16 protein-coding genes are annotated in these 18,268 nt (G+C 40.8%); 11 read left to right on the top strand and 5 right to left on the bottom strand.

What is annotated here, in order from left to right:
• Positions 1 to 46 precede the first annotated feature (46 nt).
• Both R2S08_RS15775 and R2S08_RS15770 read right to left on the bottom strand, forming a co-directional pair.
• Entirely contained in the window at positions 47 to 1,174 is a 1,128-nt protein-coding gene (locus R2S08_RS15775) for a FecR family protein (protein ID WP_316836052.1), read from the bottom strand.
• Between the two features lie 64 nt (positions 1,175 to 1,238).
• On the bottom strand, positions 1,239 to 1,832 hold the full coding sequence (locus tag R2S08_RS15770; RefSeq protein WP_316836051.1) for an RNA polymerase sigma-70 factor: 594 nt from the start codon (positions 1,830 to 1,832) through the stop codon (positions 1,239 to 1,241).
• Positions 1,833 to 2,214: 382 nt separating this feature from the next.
• Between R2S08_RS15770 and R2S08_RS15765 the strand changes: the two genes are divergently transcribed.
• From R2S08_RS15765 to R2S08_RS15755, 3 genes are all read left to right on the top strand, one after another.
• Positions 2,215 to 4,065: a PQQ-binding-like beta-propeller repeat protein gene (locus tag R2S08_RS15765; protein ID WP_316836050.1), complete on the top strand. Its 1,851-nt coding sequence runs from the start codon at positions 2,215 to 2,217 to the stop codon at positions 4,063 to 4,065.
• Positions 4,066 to 4,097: 32 nt separating this feature from the next.
• Positions 4,098 to 4,682, top strand: a complete 585-nt coding sequence (locus R2S08_RS15760; protein WP_316836049.1) for a PhnA domain-containing protein — start codon at positions 4,098 to 4,100, stop codon at positions 4,680 to 4,682.
• A gap of 76 nt (positions 4,683 to 4,758) precedes the next feature.
• Positions 4,759 to 5,301: a GNAT family N-acetyltransferase gene (locus tag R2S08_RS15755; protein ID WP_316836048.1), complete on the top strand. Its 543-nt coding sequence runs from the start codon at positions 4,759 to 4,761 to the stop codon at positions 5,299 to 5,301.
• 2 nt (positions 5,302 to 5,303) lie between these two features.
• Here R2S08_RS15755 and R2S08_RS15750 read toward each other — a convergent pair whose 3' ends face one another.
• Positions 5,304 to 6,185 (bottom strand): LysR family transcriptional regulator, encoded by an 882-nt coding sequence (locus R2S08_RS15750; RefSeq protein WP_108554049.1) that lies wholly within the window; start codon positions 6,183 to 6,185, stop codon positions 5,304 to 5,306.
• 81 nt (positions 6,186 to 6,266) lie between these two features.
• On the opposite strand from R2S08_RS15750, the gene hutH reads away from it, so the two are divergent.
• The 7 genes from hutH to R2S08_RS15715 all read left to right on the top strand — a co-directional run bounded on the left by hutH (position 6,267) and on the right by R2S08_RS15715 (position 15,376).
• Positions 6,267 to 7,838, top strand: coding sequence for a histidine ammonia-lyase (gene hutH / locus R2S08_RS15745; RefSeq protein ID WP_316836047.1), 1,572 nt, complete (start codon positions 6,267 to 6,269; stop codon positions 7,836 to 7,838).
• Between the two features lie 3 nt (positions 7,839 to 7,841).
• Positions 7,842 to 9,101: an imidazolonepropionase gene (hutI, locus tag R2S08_RS15740; protein WP_316836046.1), complete on the top strand. Its 1,260-nt coding sequence runs from the start codon at positions 7,842 to 7,844 to the stop codon at positions 9,099 to 9,101.
• A gap of 4 nt (positions 9,102 to 9,105) precedes the next feature.
• Positions 9,106 to 11,106 carry a urocanate hydratase gene (locus R2S08_RS15735; RefSeq protein ID WP_316836045.1) on the top strand — a complete coding sequence of 667 codons (2,001 nt, stop codon included), beginning with the start codon at positions 9,106 to 9,108 and terminating at the stop codon, positions 11,104 to 11,106.
• 136 nt (positions 11,107 to 11,242) lie between these two features.
• Positions 11,243 to 12,178 carry a sterol desaturase family protein gene (locus R2S08_RS15730; RefSeq protein ID WP_316836044.1) on the top strand — a complete coding sequence of 312 codons (936 nt, stop codon included), beginning with the start codon at positions 11,243 to 11,245 and terminating at the stop codon, positions 12,176 to 12,178.
• Entirely contained in the window at positions 12,171 to 12,794 is a 624-nt protein-coding gene (locus R2S08_RS15725; protein ID WP_316836043.1) for an RNA polymerase sigma-70 factor, read from the top strand. The genes R2S08_RS15730 and R2S08_RS15725 overlap by 8 nt, the downstream gene beginning before the upstream one ends.
• Before the next feature lie 4 nt (positions 12,795 to 12,798).
• Complete coding sequence (locus tag R2S08_RS15720; RefSeq protein WP_316836042.1) at positions 12,799 to 13,767, top strand: FecR family protein; 969 nt, start codon at positions 12,799 to 12,801, stop codon at positions 13,765 to 13,767.
• Positions 13,768 to 13,777: 10 nt separating this feature from the next.
• Positions 13,778 to 15,376, top strand: coding sequence for a carboxypeptidase-like regulatory domain-containing protein (locus tag R2S08_RS15715; RefSeq protein WP_316836041.1), 1,599 nt, complete (start codon positions 13,778 to 13,780; stop codon positions 15,374 to 15,376).
• A 54-nt stretch (positions 15,377 to 15,430) separates the two neighbouring features.
• On the opposite strand, the gene R2S08_RS15710 is transcribed toward R2S08_RS15715, so the two are convergent.
• Entirely contained in the window at positions 15,431 to 16,435 is a 1,005-nt protein-coding gene (locus R2S08_RS15710; protein WP_316836040.1) for an aspartyl protease family protein, read from the bottom strand.
• Between the two features lie 252 nt (positions 16,436 to 16,687).
• On the opposite strand from R2S08_RS15710, the gene R2S08_RS15705 reads away from it, so the two are divergent.
• Entirely contained in the window at positions 16,688 to 17,803 is a 1,116-nt protein-coding gene (locus R2S08_RS15705; RefSeq protein ID WP_316836039.1) for a thiol-activated cytolysin family protein, read from the top strand.
• Positions 17,804 to 17,805: 2 nt separating this feature from the next.
• On the opposite strand, the gene R2S08_RS15700 is transcribed toward R2S08_RS15705, so the two are convergent.
• Positions 17,806 to 18,258: an alpha-L-fucosidase gene (locus tag R2S08_RS15700; RefSeq protein WP_316836038.1), complete on the bottom strand. Its 453-nt coding sequence runs from the start codon at positions 18,256 to 18,258 to the stop codon at positions 17,806 to 17,808.
• Positions 18,259 to 18,268: the final 10 nt, after the last annotated feature.

The following is an 18,268-nucleotide window of genomic DNA, read 5'->3' as shown; positions in this document are numbered from 1 at the left end:
CTGGATCTTTTTATGTTCAGGAATATACTGTTAAGAAATAGTAAAATTATGGCATAACAGATATCCTCCTTCCTTCAATTTTATAATGAAATGATTGAGTAAGACTCATGACTTCCAGCACTTCAAGTATTCCTTTTTGTCTCGAAATAGTGCCCGAAAAAGGTCTTTTAGAAATTTCCGGAGAACAGATAACCTCTATGTCATACCACCTGGAAATCTCTTTCATAATACTACCCAGTTCTTCATGGTTGAACACAAAAGTATTATTGATCCATGCAATTACATCATCTGTATTTACCTTCAATACTTTGATCTCTCCCTTTGCAACAACCGCCTGGTCACCAGGATTAATAACAACTGAATTACCACCTCCAGCCTTTACGTTTACTTTGCCTTCTACCAACGTAGTTTTTATATTTTCCTCGTCAGAATAAGAATTGACATTAAAATGGGTACCCAAAACTTCAATGGTTTGATCTTTAGAAACAACTCTAAATGGCTTTGATTTGTCACGAGCCACTTCAAAATACCCCTCTCCCTTAAGCTCTACCCTACGCTCGGTACCTGTAAATTTTGTAGGATAGCTAAAGGTAGTTGCCGAATTTAACCAAACTTTTGTACCATCAGGCAGAAGTATCTGATACTGTCCTCCTTTAGGTGTCTCGATCGTATTTATAAGTGGCTTTTCTTGTTTGGAATTCCTGTTCACCGTATAAATTAACTGACCATCTGAAGTTTTTGTAATCTCAACGTCTGCTTCTTTAGCAAGTTCTCCGTTCCCTGCATCTGTAAGAGATAGCCTTTTACCATTCGCTAATGTCAGATATGCCCTGTTCCCTCCCGGCTTAATTTTGCTTTCAACATAGTTCAGATCACTTTGTTCACTCTTGGTCTTAAAGTAATCTGTGGAGTAAAAAAACAAACCTGACGCCGCAACTATAAATACTACAGCAGCAGCAACACGTGTCCATAATTTCCAGGTTCCACTATATTCCTGAACATGGAGATTTCTCTTTATTCTTTGGTTCCAGAATGTATAATCTGGTTCTATCTTCAAATCCTCGGCTTGCGTAGACAAATCCAGGTACCAGCTTTCAATAAAAGCTTTTTCTTCCGGGCCGGATAAGTCATTCTCATATTTCTTCAGCAGTTCTTTTGCTTCTTGTTCAGTCATGTTCTATAGCGCAGTATTAGCCTGTTTAAATAGATGACCCTTTAAAACAGACAAAGTGGTAGATTTATTTAAAAAAAAATAACATTAATTTCATAATGCCCATAAAAAACGTCATTCCCAGTCTGGCCCGCAATATTTTCAATGCATTATAGACTTGCTTTTTCACTGTTCCCTCTGCAATATTAATTTCTTCTGCAATTTGTTTATAACTCATATGTGCATTTCGGCTTAATTCAAAAATTTCCCTCATTTTTGATGGAAGCATTTCAATTTCTCTTTCAATTTGCATCTGGAGTTCTTTTTCACGCAGAATTTCATCTGTAATATTATGGCCCTCTTTTTCAAAATCGGGAAGTGTAATCAAATAATTGATTTGTACCTTTTCTCTCCTGATCAGTTTTAATATCCGGTTTCGAAGCGATGTATAAAGGTACGAAGCCAACGAGGTACTAATTTCCAGTGTTTCTGCATTTGTCCACATTACAGTAAATAAATCTTGTATCACATCTGCAGCTTGTTCTTCATCCTTAAGCATCCTGCATGCATGACGAAACAACAGCGCCCAATACCTTTCGTAAATAACGGTATATGCCCTTTGGTCCTGCTGTTTTAGCAAAACAGTTAATTCGGCGTCACTAAGTGTAGTGTAGGGGGCCATAAGGTTTTTACTTTACATAAAACATTTTACTATCTACAATTATAATCTAAATCACATATAATATTTAGATGGGTAAGCAACTATATAATTCGGTAAGAACTGCTAATGAGGAGCGCATAAATCTAGCTATTCTCTTTAATCTTTACAATTACTTATTTATAAATTCGCCGGCCCATGAAAATTACAGCCATGATCAGGATCAAAGATAAAAACAATAATCAAATACTACTAAGTTAGTATACTTTAAAAAATTAAATCAATTTCTAATCCTGGTACAATAGAAAACAGATAATTCTTCTTATAAATTCTGTTTATAAGAAACAAAATAATTACAACAAGTATCGTTATTATTATAAATGGTATTGGTATTATTGTTAGCGACATGAAAAAGATATTCATTATTACAGGATTCCTATTTTCGATACTATTACAAGTTAACGCCCAAAACAAACCCTGGAAATTTGCGCACGTAACCGATACGCATGTCGGCAGCGAAACTGGAGAAGAGGATTTAAGACGTACGGTCAATGACATCAACAACAATTCAGAACTTGAATTCGTACTATTCACCGGTGATGTGACTGAATTTGGCGCAGACAAAGAACTCCGGCTTTCCAAATCAATTTTAAAAAAATTGAACAAGCCTTGGTACATTATTCCAGGCAATCACGATATGTGCTGGTCAGAAAGCGGCGGCAATAGTTTCAGAACTGTATTTGGCTCTGAGACCTTTTCTGTTAAACACAATGGCATTTTATTTCTGGGCACCAACTGTGGTCCAAATATGCGAATGAGTCCTGGACAAATTCCACGGGAAAACATAGTTTGGCTGGATTCCGTACTTAAAGCAACGCCAAAATCCACTCCTATTATATTTGTGAACCACTATCCTCAGGATTCCTCTCTGAATAACTGGTATGAAAGCATTGACCGGCTAAAAACCCACAACATTCAACTCATCCTTTGCGGCCATGGTCACAACAATCATTTGTTGAATTTTGAAGGTATCCCCGGGGTAATGGGACGTTCAAACCTTCGTGCAAAAGACTCCATCGGTGGTTATAATATCGTGACCATTACCAAAGACTCGGTATTCTACAATGAACGTAAGCCGGGTATGGCTACAAATCCACATGCCTGGGCAACTGCCAGACTCTATCCACACGATTTCACTACTTTGGATAAATATCCACGCCCCAATTTTGATGTAAATGAAAAATATTCTGGTACAAAAGAGGTTTGGAGCATGCAAGACGACAGTGACATTGGCTCAGGAACAGTGATTTCAGGCCGATATGTTATTGTAGCCAATACAGATGGCTGGATCAAAGCCTATGACATAAACAATGGAAGTAAAGTTTGGGGCATAAAAACCGGTGGAAAGATCTACAGCACACCAGACGCTGCAGGAAACTCTATTGTAGTGGCAAGCACAGATAAATATATCTATTGCCTGGACAATACTACCGGAAAAATCAATTGGAAAGCCGCATCGCACAAACCGATAGTTGCTTCCCCTGTAATTGACGGTGATAAAGTATTTTGCGGTAGTTCAGACGGACATTTCATGTGCTACAATCTGGGCACCGGCAAACTGCTCTGGAAATTCAAAAAAGTAAAGGGTTTTACCGAAAGTAAACCAGTTGTAAAAAATGGCAAGGTCTATTTTGGCAGCTGGGGCAATTCCTTTTATGCCCTGGATAAAAACACAGGCAAATTGATCTGGCGTTGGGACGATGGTTATACCAACCGCATGTTCTCTCCCGCTTCCTGTGTTCCAGTCATTACCGGCAACAAACTGTTCATTGTAGCGCCAGACCGCCACATGACCTGTCTCGATGCGGCAACCGGAGCCGTGATCTGGCGCAAAGGAGACCCAAAAATAAGGGTCAGAGAGTCCATGGGGCTTTCTTCAGACAGTAGCCTCGTCTATGTAAAAACGATGGACGGTGATGTACTGGGCATTTCTTCACAAGCAAATGAAATGGATGTAAAATGGAAAAGTGGCAAAAATATGGGTTATGAAATTTCACCTTCTTTAGTTCAGGAATATGATGGTCTGGTATTTGGACTAAGTAATTCAGGAAACATCTACGCTTTTAACCGTAAAGATGGTTCGTTGGCCTGGATCCATAAACTTTCTAATGCATTGGTAAACCCTCTGTCCTTCGTCAAAGACAATAGCTTGATCGCAACCACCATGGATGGAAAGATTATTTGTCTGAAATTCTAGTATATTCGCGGCTTTTAACTAACGGAATAAACATGAGACTAGAAGAACAACTGCTTAGAAGAAGTGAAAATAAATGTGAATTGTGTCAAAGCAGTGAACCACTACATCTTTATGAAGTACCTCCTCAATCCAGTAGCAATGAAAACAACTGCATGATGATCTGTACCACCTGTTTGAACCAGATTGAAAGGAAAGAAGAACTGGACAGCAAACACTGGAATTGCCTTAACGGCAGCATGTGGAGTGATGTACCAGCTGTACAGGTTGTTTCATGGCGTATGCTGAACAGACTTAGCAATGAAAGCTGGGCTATGGATAATCTGGACATGATGTATCTTGACGAGGAAAGACTAGCTTGGGCAAAGGCAGCCGGCGGTCTTGATAACGATACAGATACCATTGAACTGCACCTGGATTCTATTGGTGGGGTACTGCAAAACGGAGACACGATTGTTTTAACCAAAACTTTAGATGTTAAAGGCTCTCAACTTAGTGCAAAATTAGGTACAGTAGTTAAGAATATTCGCCTGGTTGAAAACAACACCGACCAGATCGAAGGAAAAATTGAAGGTCAGGTGATCGTCATCCTAACTAAATATGTAAGAAAACAGGGATAATAAGTATTGTCATTTATCCCATTGGTTTCCATAGAATTTGTTTATTTTGGCGTTCTACCAATGACCTTTAAATTCTATGCTGAAGCCCATTTTTTATGAAAACAATGAACTGCTGATCCACCCGTTTCGTCCGGATGACCTGGAAAGGTATGAACAACTTGTTGCTGATTTGTTTTCTATTTTAACAGATGACCAGACCCTGAAATATATTCCGGAAAAACGCTTAAATTCGTTAGAAGAAGCAGAAATCTTTCTGCAAACCATGGTGGTCAATTATCATTCTGGCAGAAATTATGTGCATTTCATTACAGATAAGAAACAGGACAAAGTTGTTGGTATTATTGATTTGATCTCTCCTGAAGTCGCTAAAGAATTCTATGTGATCAATAAATATCCGTATTTCATAGAGTTTTACCTGAGCAGCGGCGCCACCGGATGCTATATTATGACACAAATCCTGCCTCCAATTGTTGATGAAATATTAGCACAGGGAATACCGAGTATTGGTGCAGTGGTTAACCGCAAAAATGCAGCTGCAAAGCGTGTTTTGGAAAAGGCTAACTTTGCCCGCAAAGGAGAATTTGATATGCTCCAGGATTTTTACGAAACAAAGTCTTAATTTCAAACCAATAAATCAACCGCATTTTTCAAAGCCGGGTTTCTATTTGTATCCTTCCAGATGGCAAATAATTCCGTCCGTTGGCCTATATTTTCAATTTCAATAAACTTCACTTCCAAATCATAACCATATTTTAGAGAGCTGGGTACAATGGCTACCCCCAGGCCTTCCTCCACCAATTTAAAGATCGTGAGCGCATGAACTGATTTATGAAAAACCTTTGGCCTGAACCCCTGATCTTCGCAAATGCTCATGATCAGTTCATAATAAAATGGGCTGTCATCGCTGGAGAAGAATATAAACGGTTCATTACTCAACTGCCGCACATTCTTAAAACTTTCTTTATCTAAGGGATAGTTTTTTGGAAGTACAACAGAGAACGAGTCTGTAAACACCAGATGTTTGCTCATCCCATCAGGAACACGGGGCAAACGTACAAAGCCCAAATCCAGTTTATCTTTTTCCAGAAGTTCTACCTGAAGTTTATTAGACATCTCCTCCAGCGTAGTCTGAATTCCAGGGTAGCTTGCATTCAGCTTCAATAACAATTCCGGCAGTACCTTTTGTGCTGCAGAGCCTAAAAAACCGATTCTCAGTTCGGCTTCTTTACCCTGACCAATATTTTCCAACTGCCGCTTTACGGTCTCCAGGTGATTAAACATAAAGTCGACCTCCCCTTTTAGGTAAAGTCCGGCCGCGGTCAGCTCCACCTTCCTTTTGGTCCGGTCAAAAAGAGTCACATTAAAGATTTCCTCCATCTGCTGGATCTGCCTTGTCAAACCGGGCTGAGAGATAAATAGTTTTTCTGCGGCCACCCGAAACTTCAGTTCCTGGGCCAGCACCTGGAAGTATTTAAGGTGTCTAAGCTCTATCTGATAACCCATAGTTATTAATCAATGATGTAAATGGTATTTATAAGCATCAAAACTATGAAATATATTTGTGTTAAATAAAAACATATCATCTTGGAACAGATCTTTAAATACGGCACCGACTTTCTGACAGCTAAAAAAGCTTTAGCCATTAGCGAAGGAAAAATAAAAGGCATATTAAGCCCCGAAACAAGGGAAAAAGTAAAACAAAGCGGTACCATTGTCGAAAACATTGCAGTCTCAAACAAAGCTGTTTATGGCATTAACACTGGTTTTGGCCCCTTATGCACCACCATGATTTCTGCCGAAGACACCAAGACACTTCAGGAAAATATATTGAAGAGCCATGCTGTAGGTACAGGTGCACCAATTCCCGAGGACATATCCCGCTTGATGCTGGTTCTAAAAGTGCAAGCCCTTGCGCAAGGCTATTCCGGTATTCAGGAAAGCACGCTCGACCGTATCATCTGGCATTTAGAAACCGGAGCAATTCCTGTGGTACCTATGCAAGGTTCTGTAGGGGCTTCCGGAGATCTGGCTCCACTATCCCACCTTTTCCTTCCCTTAATCGGCTTTGGACAGGTGCATTATAAAGGAAATATCATCTCTACCGCAAAGCTGTTTGAAGAACACGGCATTACGGCTATACACCTTGGTCCAAAAGAAGGCCTTGCGCTGATCAACGGAACGCAGTTTATTGCAGCTCATGGCGTTAAAGTGGTTGAAAAATTACATAATCTACTGGCCACAGCAGACCTCACTGCAGCGATGATGCTGGAAGGACTTCTGGGCTCTATTAAACCTTTCAGTGCTGAACTGCATAAATTAAGACCTTTTAAAGGAAATATGCACGTAGCTGCCACCATGAGAAACCTGCTTCAGGACTCGGAAATTGTGGTTTCTCATGCCAACTGCACACGCGTTCAGGACCCTTATTCCCTACGTTGCATTCCCCAGGTACATGGCGCATCAAGAAATGCCTGGCTACATTTAAAAGAACTTTTAGAAATAGAATTGAATTCGGTAACCGATAATCCGGTAATTTTCAGTGAGGATCTAACCATCAGCGGAGGAAACTTCCACGGACAACCTTTGGCCATGGCTTTAGACTATGCTTGTCTGGCTGCATCAGAACTTGGAAACATTGCTGATCGGAGAATTTATCTATCACTCGAAGGCATTACTCCTGCCGTACCTAAATTGCTATTAAAAGAAACGGGGCTTAATTCTGGTTTCATGATCCTGCAATATACTTCTGCAGCCCTGGCCAGCGAAAACAAAGGCTTATGCTTTCCTGCAAGCGCCGACAGTATTCCAACTTCATTGGGTCAGGAAGATCATGTAAGTATGGGTTCCATCAGTGGACGTAAAGCCTTACAGGTGATCTATAATGTAGAAAAAATATTGGGTATAGAATTGTTTTGTGCCGCCCAGGCCCTGGACTTTCACACGCCACTTCAATCGGGAAAAATTCCGGTTGCCATACACAAACTGGTCCGTCAGCAGGTTCCACATATTGAACAAGACCAGATCATGTACGATTTGATGCAGAACTGCATTGATTTGGTAAGCAAAGGTACCTTACCACAAATTGCCAGAGAAACTGCTGCTCAGGAAAACGTACCTTATGCTACAGAATACAGTAGTTACTTTGACGAATTTTAAGTGATGGATACAGCATATAAACTCATAGGTCCGTTTACCCAGCTCATTACCTTAGCTGGCCTGCCCCTTAAGGGAGCCATTGCAGATGAACAAATAGTACCTCTTGCTCATGCGGGTATCCTGTTAAAAGGGAACAAGATCTTTAAAACAGGCAACTATGAAAGTCTGGAAAAGGAAGCCGCGCTGCTTGGAGCAATGACAGTTACCCTTGAAGGAGAATATGTTTGTATTCCGGCTCTTACAGACGCACATACTCATATTTGTTTTGCAGGTTCCAGGGCCCAGGACTATGCCATGCGCAACTCCGGAAAAACCTACCTGGAAATCTCTGAAGCAGGCGGTGGTATTTGGGATACGGTACAACATACCCGTAAAGCATCTCTTGATGAGCTGACCACATCAACCATTCACCGAGCCAATCGCCACCTATCGGAAGGTGTAACCACCATAGAGGTTAAAAGTGGCTATGGTCTTTCTGTAAAAGAAGAATTAAAAATGCTCCGCGCTATAAAAGCTGCAAATCACGAAACTCCTGCAGAACTGATCAGTACTTGTCTGGCCGCACATACCCTCCCAAGAGATTTTGAAGGCAGCCATAGTGAATATCTGGAGAAAATAAGCCAGGAGTTATTCCCTGTGCTCCTTGAAGAAAGCCTATGTAACCGGATAGATGCTTTTGTAGAGAAAGGTGCCTTTTCTCCCGAAAATATCCTTCCCTATTTTAAAAAGGCAATTGAACAGGGTTTCCAAATTACGGTCCATGCAGATCAGTTTAGTACAGGCGGAAGTGCAGTCGCTGTACAGATAAATGCACTAAGTGCGGATCATCTGGAAGCCAGTACCGACAAGGAAGTCCAGCTACTTGCCCAAAGCGATACGATAGCCATGGCCTTACCCGGAGCAACAATAGGTTTGGGATGCGCATTTACCCCGGCCAGAAAATTGCTGGATGCCGGTGCCTGCCTGGCCATTGCCAGCGATTGGAATCCAGGTTCCGCACCTATGGGTGATCTGCTTTCTCAGGCATCTATACTTGGTACTTTTGAGAAATTATCCAATGCCGAAATCCTGGCCGGCATTACTTACAGAGCAGCCCGGGCTCTAAACTTAACAGACCGTGGACGCATAGAACAAGATATGCTTGCCGACTTTCTGTTGTTCCAGATCAATGATTACAGAGAAATTCTATATCAGCAAGGAAAACTGAAACCTGCACAAGTCTGGAAAAACGGTGAATGTGTATTTACTTCAAATTTAGACTAAGAACATGAACTTTCAAGACGAAATCTTACAAGGCATTCCGCAAAATTTACCCCCTGCAAAACCTTACGATACCAAGGCCAATCATGCGCCTAAAAGAAAAGATATACTCAACCCCGAAGAAAAGAAACTCAGTCTGCGTAATGCTTTAAGATATTTTCCTGAAGCATGGCATGCAGAATTGGCTGTAGAATTCCTGGAAGAATTAAATACTTACGGCCGCATTTATATGTACCGGTTCCGGCCAGATTACCAGATGTATGCCCGTCCCCTTTCTGCTTATCCGGCAAAAAACCAACATGCAGCCTGTATTATGCTGATGATCCAGAACAACCTGGATCCCGCTGTTGCACAACATCCTCAGGAACTAATTACCTACGGGGGCAATGGTGCCGTGTTTCAAAACTGGGCGCAATACCTGCTCACCATGCAATACCTGAGTAAAATGACAGGCGAACAAACTTTACATATGTATAGCGGACACCCGATGGGTTTATTCCCGTCATCTGCAAATGCACCTCGCGTGGTGGTCACAAACGGAATGATGGTTCCAAATTATTCCAAACCCGACGATCTGGAGAAATACAATGCGCTAGGTGTTACCCAATACGGACAGATGACCGCAGGTTCCTATATGTATATAGGCCCGCAAGGTATTGTTCATGGAACAGCTATTACCGTGATGAATGCTTTCCGCAAACAATTAAAAACGAATGAGCCACCGGCTGGAAAAATCTTTCTGACAGCTGGATTAGGCGGTATGAGTGGCGCACAAACCAAAGCTGGCAATATAGCTGGCTGCATTACAGTGTGCGCAGAGGTCAACCCAAGTGCGGCAAGAAAACGCCATGAACAAGGTTGGGTAGATGAAATCCTGGAAAATCTTCCTGAGCTCATAGAAAGAGTCAACCTCGCCAGAACCAAAAAAGAAACGGTCTCACTCGCTTATATTGGTAATGTGGTAGATGTTTGGGAGGGCTTTGCCGAAGCAAACCTGTATGTAGAGTTGGGTTCTGATCAAACATCCCTTCATAATCCATGGTCTGGAGGCTATTATCCTGTCGGCCTAAGCTTTGAAGAAGCCAACAGAATGATGGCTGAAGAACCGGAGAACTTCAAAGAGCAAGTGCAAAATTCCCTTCGCCGTCATGCGGCTGCCATTAACAAACACACTGCTAAAGGCACCTATTTCTTCGATTATGGCAACGCTTTCCTATTGGAATGCAGCCGTGCCGGTGCAGACATTATGGCTGCAGATGGCATCAATTTCAGGTATCCATCTTATGTGCAAGATATTCTAGGGCCCATGTGTTTCGATTACGGATTTGGCCCTTTTCGCTGGGTATGTTCTTCTGGAAAGGAGGCCGACCTGGCCCTAACAGACCAGATTGCACAACAGGTGATGGAGGAAATTAAAGAGACCGCCCCGGCAGAAATTCAGCAACAACTGCAAGACAATATTACCTGGATCAGAGAGGCCTCCAAAAACAAACTCGTGGTGGGTTCTCAGGCCAGGATCCTGTACGCAGATGCAGAAGGCCGGGCAAAAATTGCAGAACGGTTTAACCAACTGGTTAAAAACGGTAAGCTCACTGCTCCTGTTGTTCTGGGCCGTGACCATCATGATGTAAGCGGTACAGATTCTCCTTTCAGAGAAACCAGCAATATTTACGATGGTAGCCGGTATACCGCAGATATGGCCATACAGAATGTCATCGGCGATAGTTTCCGCGGAGCGACCTGGGTTTCTATACACAATGGAGGTGGCGTAGGCTGGGGAGAAGTGATCAATGGCGGTTTCGGAATGGTCCTTGATGGTTCCCCTGAAGCTGATGTAAAATTAAAAAGCATGTTGTTTTTTGATGTAAACAATGGCATTGCCAGACGCAGCTGGGCAAGAAATTCAGAAGCCAATTTTGCCATCAAAAGAGAGATGGAAAGGACACCTTCACTGGAAGTTACCCTGGCAAACCAGGTAGAAGATAATATCCTGGACAGTTTATTTTAAAATAAAAAGCTTCATTCAGCCCTAAAAAGCTGAATGAAGAAAAAAAATCAGAGCAGACATAGGGGTAAAACCACTATTGGGCGTAACAACTTACAAAGGACAAAAAAAGCCTCATGTAAGTTAAACCCAATAACCTATGAATCCCATCTTAGACTTCACAAATTCTCTTAAGAACCTATTTTTTGCACCTGAAATCGCCTTTACCGAAATCAGTAACCTGGAAAAGAAAGCACCTGATATTGTTGTATATGTGCTGCCCCTGGTGCTTCTCATCACCATAGTTGAATTTTTCGTCTCTTATTTTTTAGAAAGGAAAAATTACGAATCTAAAGAAACACTGGGATCCCTGTTTGTAGGCGCCGGAAACCTGCTGATCAATCTCGCTATGAAGACCATTATGCTTTATGGCGCAGTTTGGTTATACAATGCACTTCCCTACCGGATGTCATTCAATTGGTGGACATTGATCCCTTGTTTTATCATCTATGATTTTTGCAGCTACTGGACACACCGGATTTCGCATTTTTGCCGTTTTTTCTGGGCATCACACGTAGTCCATCATTCCGCAGATCACTACAATTTAACCGTCAATTTCAGGCAAAGCTGGTTCCAGTATACAAAAGTGATCTTTTTTATTCCATTACTCCTTACCGGCGTACATCCGGTGATCTTTTTCGTAGCCAATCAACTCAGCCTCTTGTATCAGTTTTGGGTACATACTGAAGCTATTGGCAAACTCGGTCCTTTTACAGAAAAGTACCTGGGCACACCTTCCAACCACCGTGTACACCACGGCAGCCAGGAAAAATACCTCGACAAGAACTTTGGAGCCGTGTTTATGATCTGGGACCACTTGTTTGGAACATTCCAATACGAAGTGGAAAAGCCAAAATACGGCATTACCAGTCCGCTAAAAAGTAAAATTGATCCGATATACCTTAACATACATGAATTTCAGGACATCATTACTGATGTTAGACAGAGCCATAGCTTGAGCAAAAAATTATATTACATTTTTGCAAGCCCAGACCACATTGCTAAAAGAAAATCAGAAAAAAAAGCAGGTGTTTAAATATATTAGTAGTCTAAAGAACAACACAGCGAACAAGCTCTCCATGGAATACAATGATCATCAACTTCTGGAACGCATCAGAGCCGGAGATAAAAACGCATTTGAAACAACTTTTCGTAAGTTCTACAAAAAGCTGCGCATCTATGCATATACTTTCGTCAAAGACAATGAAGACGCAGAAGAAATTGTACAACAGGTGTTTTGCAAAATTTGGGAACGAAGAGGCCAGCTAAGACTCGAAGGCGCACTGCAACCCCTGCTTTATCGTTCGGTATATAATGAAAGTTTAAGCCAGCTCCGCCATCAGAAAGTTAAAAACACATTTCAGGCTTATCAGACTCAGCAAATGGAACAAAGAGAACTCAACCTTAGTCATCAAATACTTGCCAATGAATTGAACCAGCATATCCAGCGTGCCATTGCCGAATTACCGGAGCAATGCCGCACCATTTTTCAGATGAGCCGTTTTGAGCAGCTTAAATATCAGCAAATTGCAGATGCACTGAACATCTCTATAAAAACAGTTGAAAATCAAATGGGAAAAGCATTGAAGGTCTTGAGAATTAAACTCGTCGAATTCCTTCCACTGATTATCCTCCTACTGTATTTAATGTAATACCATGAACAACAACGATACCATAAACGATGGCCTCCTGGTCAAATACCTGATGAAGGAAGCAAATGCAGAAGAAGTTCAGCAAGTAGAAACATGGCTCAGAGAAAGCAAGGAAAACCAGCAATATTTGAACGGGCTGCAACTCATCTGGGAAGAAAGTGCCAGCCTCGCGGAGGGCAGTGAGGAAGAAGAATCTGCTGCCTGGACTAAATTGGAACACCGCCTAAACTTAAACACACCTGTTGTTCAAAAACGCAAAAGTTTTAACAATTCGTGGCTCCGTATTGCCGCTGCCATCCTGCTGATCGGCGGCCTTGGCTGGTTTGCTTCTTATTATTTCCACAATCCAGCACTTTTAACCGTACAAAGCCATGCAGATATAGTCCACAAAGTGTTGCCCGACGGTTCAGAGATCACATTGAACAAAAATTCAGAAATCATCTATTCAAGCGTCTTTAGAGGTAAGGACAGACCGGTAAAATTAACAGGGGAAGCTTTTTTTAAAGTCACACCAGATAAAGAAAAACCCTTTGTTATTACCGTAAATGAGATCGCGGTTAAAGTAGTCGGCACTTCTTTTAACGTAAAAAACAGAAACAACAAAACCATTGTAGTAGTTGAAACAGGCATTGTACAGGTGAGCAGGGGAAACAAAACTGTAGAACTACATGCCGGAGAACAAAGTACAATAGACAAAGATCAAACCAGACTGTCTAAAGAAAAAACCCACAGCAAATTGTACAACTATTACAGAACCAATGAACTGGAATGCGAACATACTCCTCTCCAGGAACTTGTCGACATCCTGAATGAAATCCATCACAAAAATATTGTGATCAGTACAAATGCTTTAAAAAACAAAGAGATTACAGCCGATTTCAAAAATCAGTCGCTGGAAGAAATCATACAAGTGATTAAAGAGACATTTAAAATCCGGGTAGAATATAAAAATCAACAGATTCTGCTAAAATAAAAGACGCTCCATGAAGTTTTCATTTTATCATCTTCCTTTCTTTTTTTTGCTCCTGACCACCCTGACTGGACTTCATCTGACAGCCACAGCCCAGTCTTTGCTACATCGAACCATTTCGGTTCGCAGTCAGAATCAACCATTAGGAAAGGTGATGACCCAGATAGAGGAAAAAGCAGGCTTGCTGTTTTCTTATCAAAGCAAGATCATCCCCCAAGACAGTCTGGTCAATTTTCAGTGTACGGAACTGAGTATAAATGAAGTACTAGACAAATTACTAGACGAACGGTATGACTATTCTGAAACCCGAAATTTCATTATCCTGCGCTACGCGCCCAAACGCCTCTCTCTTGTACTAGATAAAGCCTGGGGTGACCAGGAAAAATATACGATAAAAGGTTACGTGATAGATGAGCATACCAGACAAAAAATCCGCGATGCAAGTGTCTATGAAAGAAACCTGGCGCAAGCCACATTGACCGACGAAAACGGATATTTTGAAATTAGTCTTTCACATATTAATCAACCCATAGCACTCCGCATCAGCAAAGAGAATTACAAGGAACTGACCACTTATTATTTACTGGAAGTAAAAATACAACCATCTGGAAAAACCATAAGAACAGAAGAAATATCTGAAGATCCTGGAGATCTGATCACTAATGGCCTCGCTCAATTCCTGATCTCCTCTAAGCAACGTATACATGCGCTCAATCTTGGAAACATGATTTCAACTGCACCCTACCAGGCTTCTTTAACGCCTGCAATCAATACGCATGGCAATTTCAGCGGGCAGATTGTAAATGAAATATCGCTCAATGTTATTGGTGGGTACAGTGCCGGTGTAGATGGTGTTGAAGTTGGTGGCATTTTCAATCTCAATAAAATGAATATGCGCGGCGTGCAGCTGGCGGGCATATTTAACATCAACGGTGGCAAAGCCGATGGCCTTCAGCTGGCTGGTGTTTACAACGATGTCAAAGGCAGCCGGACAGGTGTTCAATTGGCCGGAATATTTAATACGGTCCACGGTAAGTCAAGTGGATTGCAAATGTCCGGTATTTTAAACCAGGCAGATCAACTTAGCGGTTTTCAGTTCGGCTTGATCAATGTAGCGCACTCTTCAACCGGATATAGTTTAGGTTTACTTAATCTGATCAGCAATGGCTTTCAACGCATCAATATCAGTACCAATGAAACGACGACATTGAATCTAGCTCTAAAAACCGGAAACAACAACCTTTACACTTCACTGCTAGGTGGCATGAACCTTAAAAAAGAAGAAAAACAGTACCTCTTTGGTGCAGGTTTAGGAAAAGTGATCAATATGGGCAAAATGCTCAGTTTGAGTCCTGAACTGAGCTGCAGATACCTTTATCTGGGCAACTGGAAAGACATCAATCTTTTAAACCGTTTTGATCTGGACTTAAATTTCAGGCTTACCAATGGCCTCAGAATCACAACAGGCCCATCTTTAAATATTTATTATAGCGATCAAGTTGCACTCAATCCTGGTTACGCCGATATGATTCAGCGCAAGGACCAGTTTAATTTATCCAACCCTAAATTAAAGGGTTGGATTGGATGGACAGCAGGGTTTACTATTTTCTAAATATTTCAAGTAGCGGTCAGTATTGATTTAAAGACCTCCCAATAACTTATATAACTATTTAACAACACCAAATTTCTTGTTCTTAAAGTCAATTACAATGATATCATTAAAAAAATAAGCATTACCCGTTGTACCAGCGGTCCCCTCATCTCTATAAAAATCCAGCAGCCGTTTGTTCTCTGTATACCATGCTTTTGCTTTATGTAGCTTATGGCCACCCAGATAAACATCTGAAACAATTGTCGCACCATAACAAACTACTTTTTCACCCCATGAATTTACCTGTAATGTATCGGGTTTCTCTTTAAGATCAGTCATTGTATCCCAAAGTTCCTTATTAGTAAAAAGAGGAAATATACTCGCACCGGTATCAAACATGATCCATTCTGCTTTTCCATTTATCGTTAGAGGCAACTGAATCCGGTTTTTCATCACCCTGCAATCAACAAATGAAACCTTTGATGCCCAGTAATTATCCATCGTGTCCAAAATACATATTTTATGGTTTGGCAAATCCATAATTAAAACTTTGTCCTTGGTAAAGTTAGCACCAATTGTACCCATATGCTTTTCAGAAGGGCTTAATAAAGAGTCTTTAGGAATTTCATCTCCATAATTTTCTAAAAAATAGAAATTCTTTTCAGGGTACGCTCCAACACTTAGATTGATATTTTTTGATGGGTAACTAATTATCCCAGCATCAGATACGGCCTTTTGGGCAGTATCAAGGAGCCCATACAAATATTTCTGGCTCGGGAAATAATTTTTAAGGGCATTACCATATAGAATGCTTTCGTTCGCCCCTAAGTCAAATTGCGCTATAAAGTTCCCTTTCAAGTCATTTATTTTAACGGGCAGCATGATAGCTAATTTATCAAAATACCTTCCGCTAACACGGTCTCCATGCCATTTAAAAGAAAGCCATTGGTATTTGTCTTTCATCACTCCCATCCTTTTCTGACCAAAAACATTAACAGAAACTGCTAAAAAGCAAACTATGAAGATCAATCTTTTCCTACCATTCAACTGCGGGTACTTAAAATACTTTTCTCTTGTCATCTCTATAAATTATCTAAGTAGTTAGAGTAGGATCGGATTCATTTGTTAACATAAAGAAACTATTTTTTTACATATCATTCTCAATTTGTCTGATTGGCAGCCGCCGGAATCCCTTGCCAATTCATTGGTTTTCAAACTCTCGCCTAGCACCATAATTACAAGTTTAACATTGACATAATATTTAAAATTGCATATTTGCAAACATCATTTACCCAATCACTTAAATATTAGTAGTATTAAACCTCTCTATCTATGAAACATTATTTTACACTCTTCTTATTGTTCTCTACATTATTCATTGCTTGTAAAAAGGGAGACAAAATTGAACCCACGCCCCCACCTCCAACCACTCCACCCCCGGTTAAACCAATTGCCAGTACTAAAACATTTAAAATTGATTCCATTAGATCTGTTGTGCAAAAAAACGGATTTTATACTGCGCTCTCCGACAGTATCTGGGCAGACAGCGCCGGTATCTCATTTAAAGTACAAATGCGAGACGATTTTGCAGAAGCAGCATTATCTTTTCCAGCCACAGAAAACACTGTTATATTTCCCGGTGCTTTACTCCAGGGCAACAGTATAGCAACCTCAGGCTATAAGTCATTTACCTTTAGCGGATATAAACAAAATCCTTTGGTAATTTTTAGTTCTTCTCCCAGTTTCGATCCCTTTATGACCAAACTCATCCCTTCATTGTCTGGTACAACCGATTTTATCAAGACATCCCTAAAGACAGATGGGAAACAGATCAACAGCTTTACATATAGCAATGGTACTGAATTCAGGAACTATAGTGAAATCACCATGTCAACCAGAAAGAACTGGGATTTTTCAAGTTTGGTTATCCACAAGGCAGGAGATAAAGGACATATTAAAAAGAAAACCGGATTTTATGTAAATTATGAATTTGCTCTGTTTGATATAGCCGTTGACTTCCCTGCCAGCGACTATAAAATTTTTGAAAGTGGTATCGATCCTGCCTCCATCTCAGGAGATCCTGTCTATGTAAATGATGTCATTTATGGACGCACAGCCATCATAGCCATAGAGTCTGACGCTGCTTTCCAGGAAATTAAAGCAGCTTTCCAAGCCGTACAAACAGGCAAGGAAAGTGCAGAAGATAAAAAAATACTCCAGGAAGCAGTCATTACAATCTATATGCGTGGCTTTAAAACGGATGAGGTTAGCCGAATCCAAACCGCTCAGGGTTATGACCGAGTAAGTCTGTTTACAAAAGCCTTACTCGCAGGAGGTACCTATTCCAAAACAGATTATGGTGTGCCTATTAGTTTCTATGTAAGCAAAATCACAGATTACAGTAATATTAGGTATAAATTCAAGTACCGTCTGGATTTCAGCATTTAATACTAAAAGTAGTTTCCTCCTCTGCTCACCAGATCATTTAAGAGCAACACAAGTATCTGAGGTATAGCCTGCTCTAAAGCATATTTTTCCGGGTTTGATTTATATAAAGGATTAAACCACTCATACCATGAAAAATATACACCAGCCTTTACCGATGTCTTTTTTATAGCAACAAACAACTCTCCCAGCAAATCTCGTCTAGGCCCCACATCCATTGCAGTCCAAGGAAATCCCCAGGCCTCATTGGCATATTTATTTGGCCACCAGCAAAAACCATCATGATGTTTAGCAACAGGAACCACATATTTGGCTCCTGATTTTTCAATAAGCTGCGCCCATTCATCCGGGTTATATAATTCCGCTTTAAAATCCTTTGCCAAATCATAATAGGTTTTATCTCCAAATACCCGTTTATAATATTTAGCTACATCCCCATTAAAAGCATTCGTTTGCAACCAATACTGA

This window comes from Pedobacter nutrimenti (assembly GCF_032678445.1).
Lineage (GTDB): Bacteria > Bacteroidota > Bacteroidia > Sphingobacteriales > Sphingobacteriaceae > Pedobacter > Pedobacter nutrimenti_A.
This window is presented reverse-complemented; position numbering and strand designations above follow the sequence as displayed.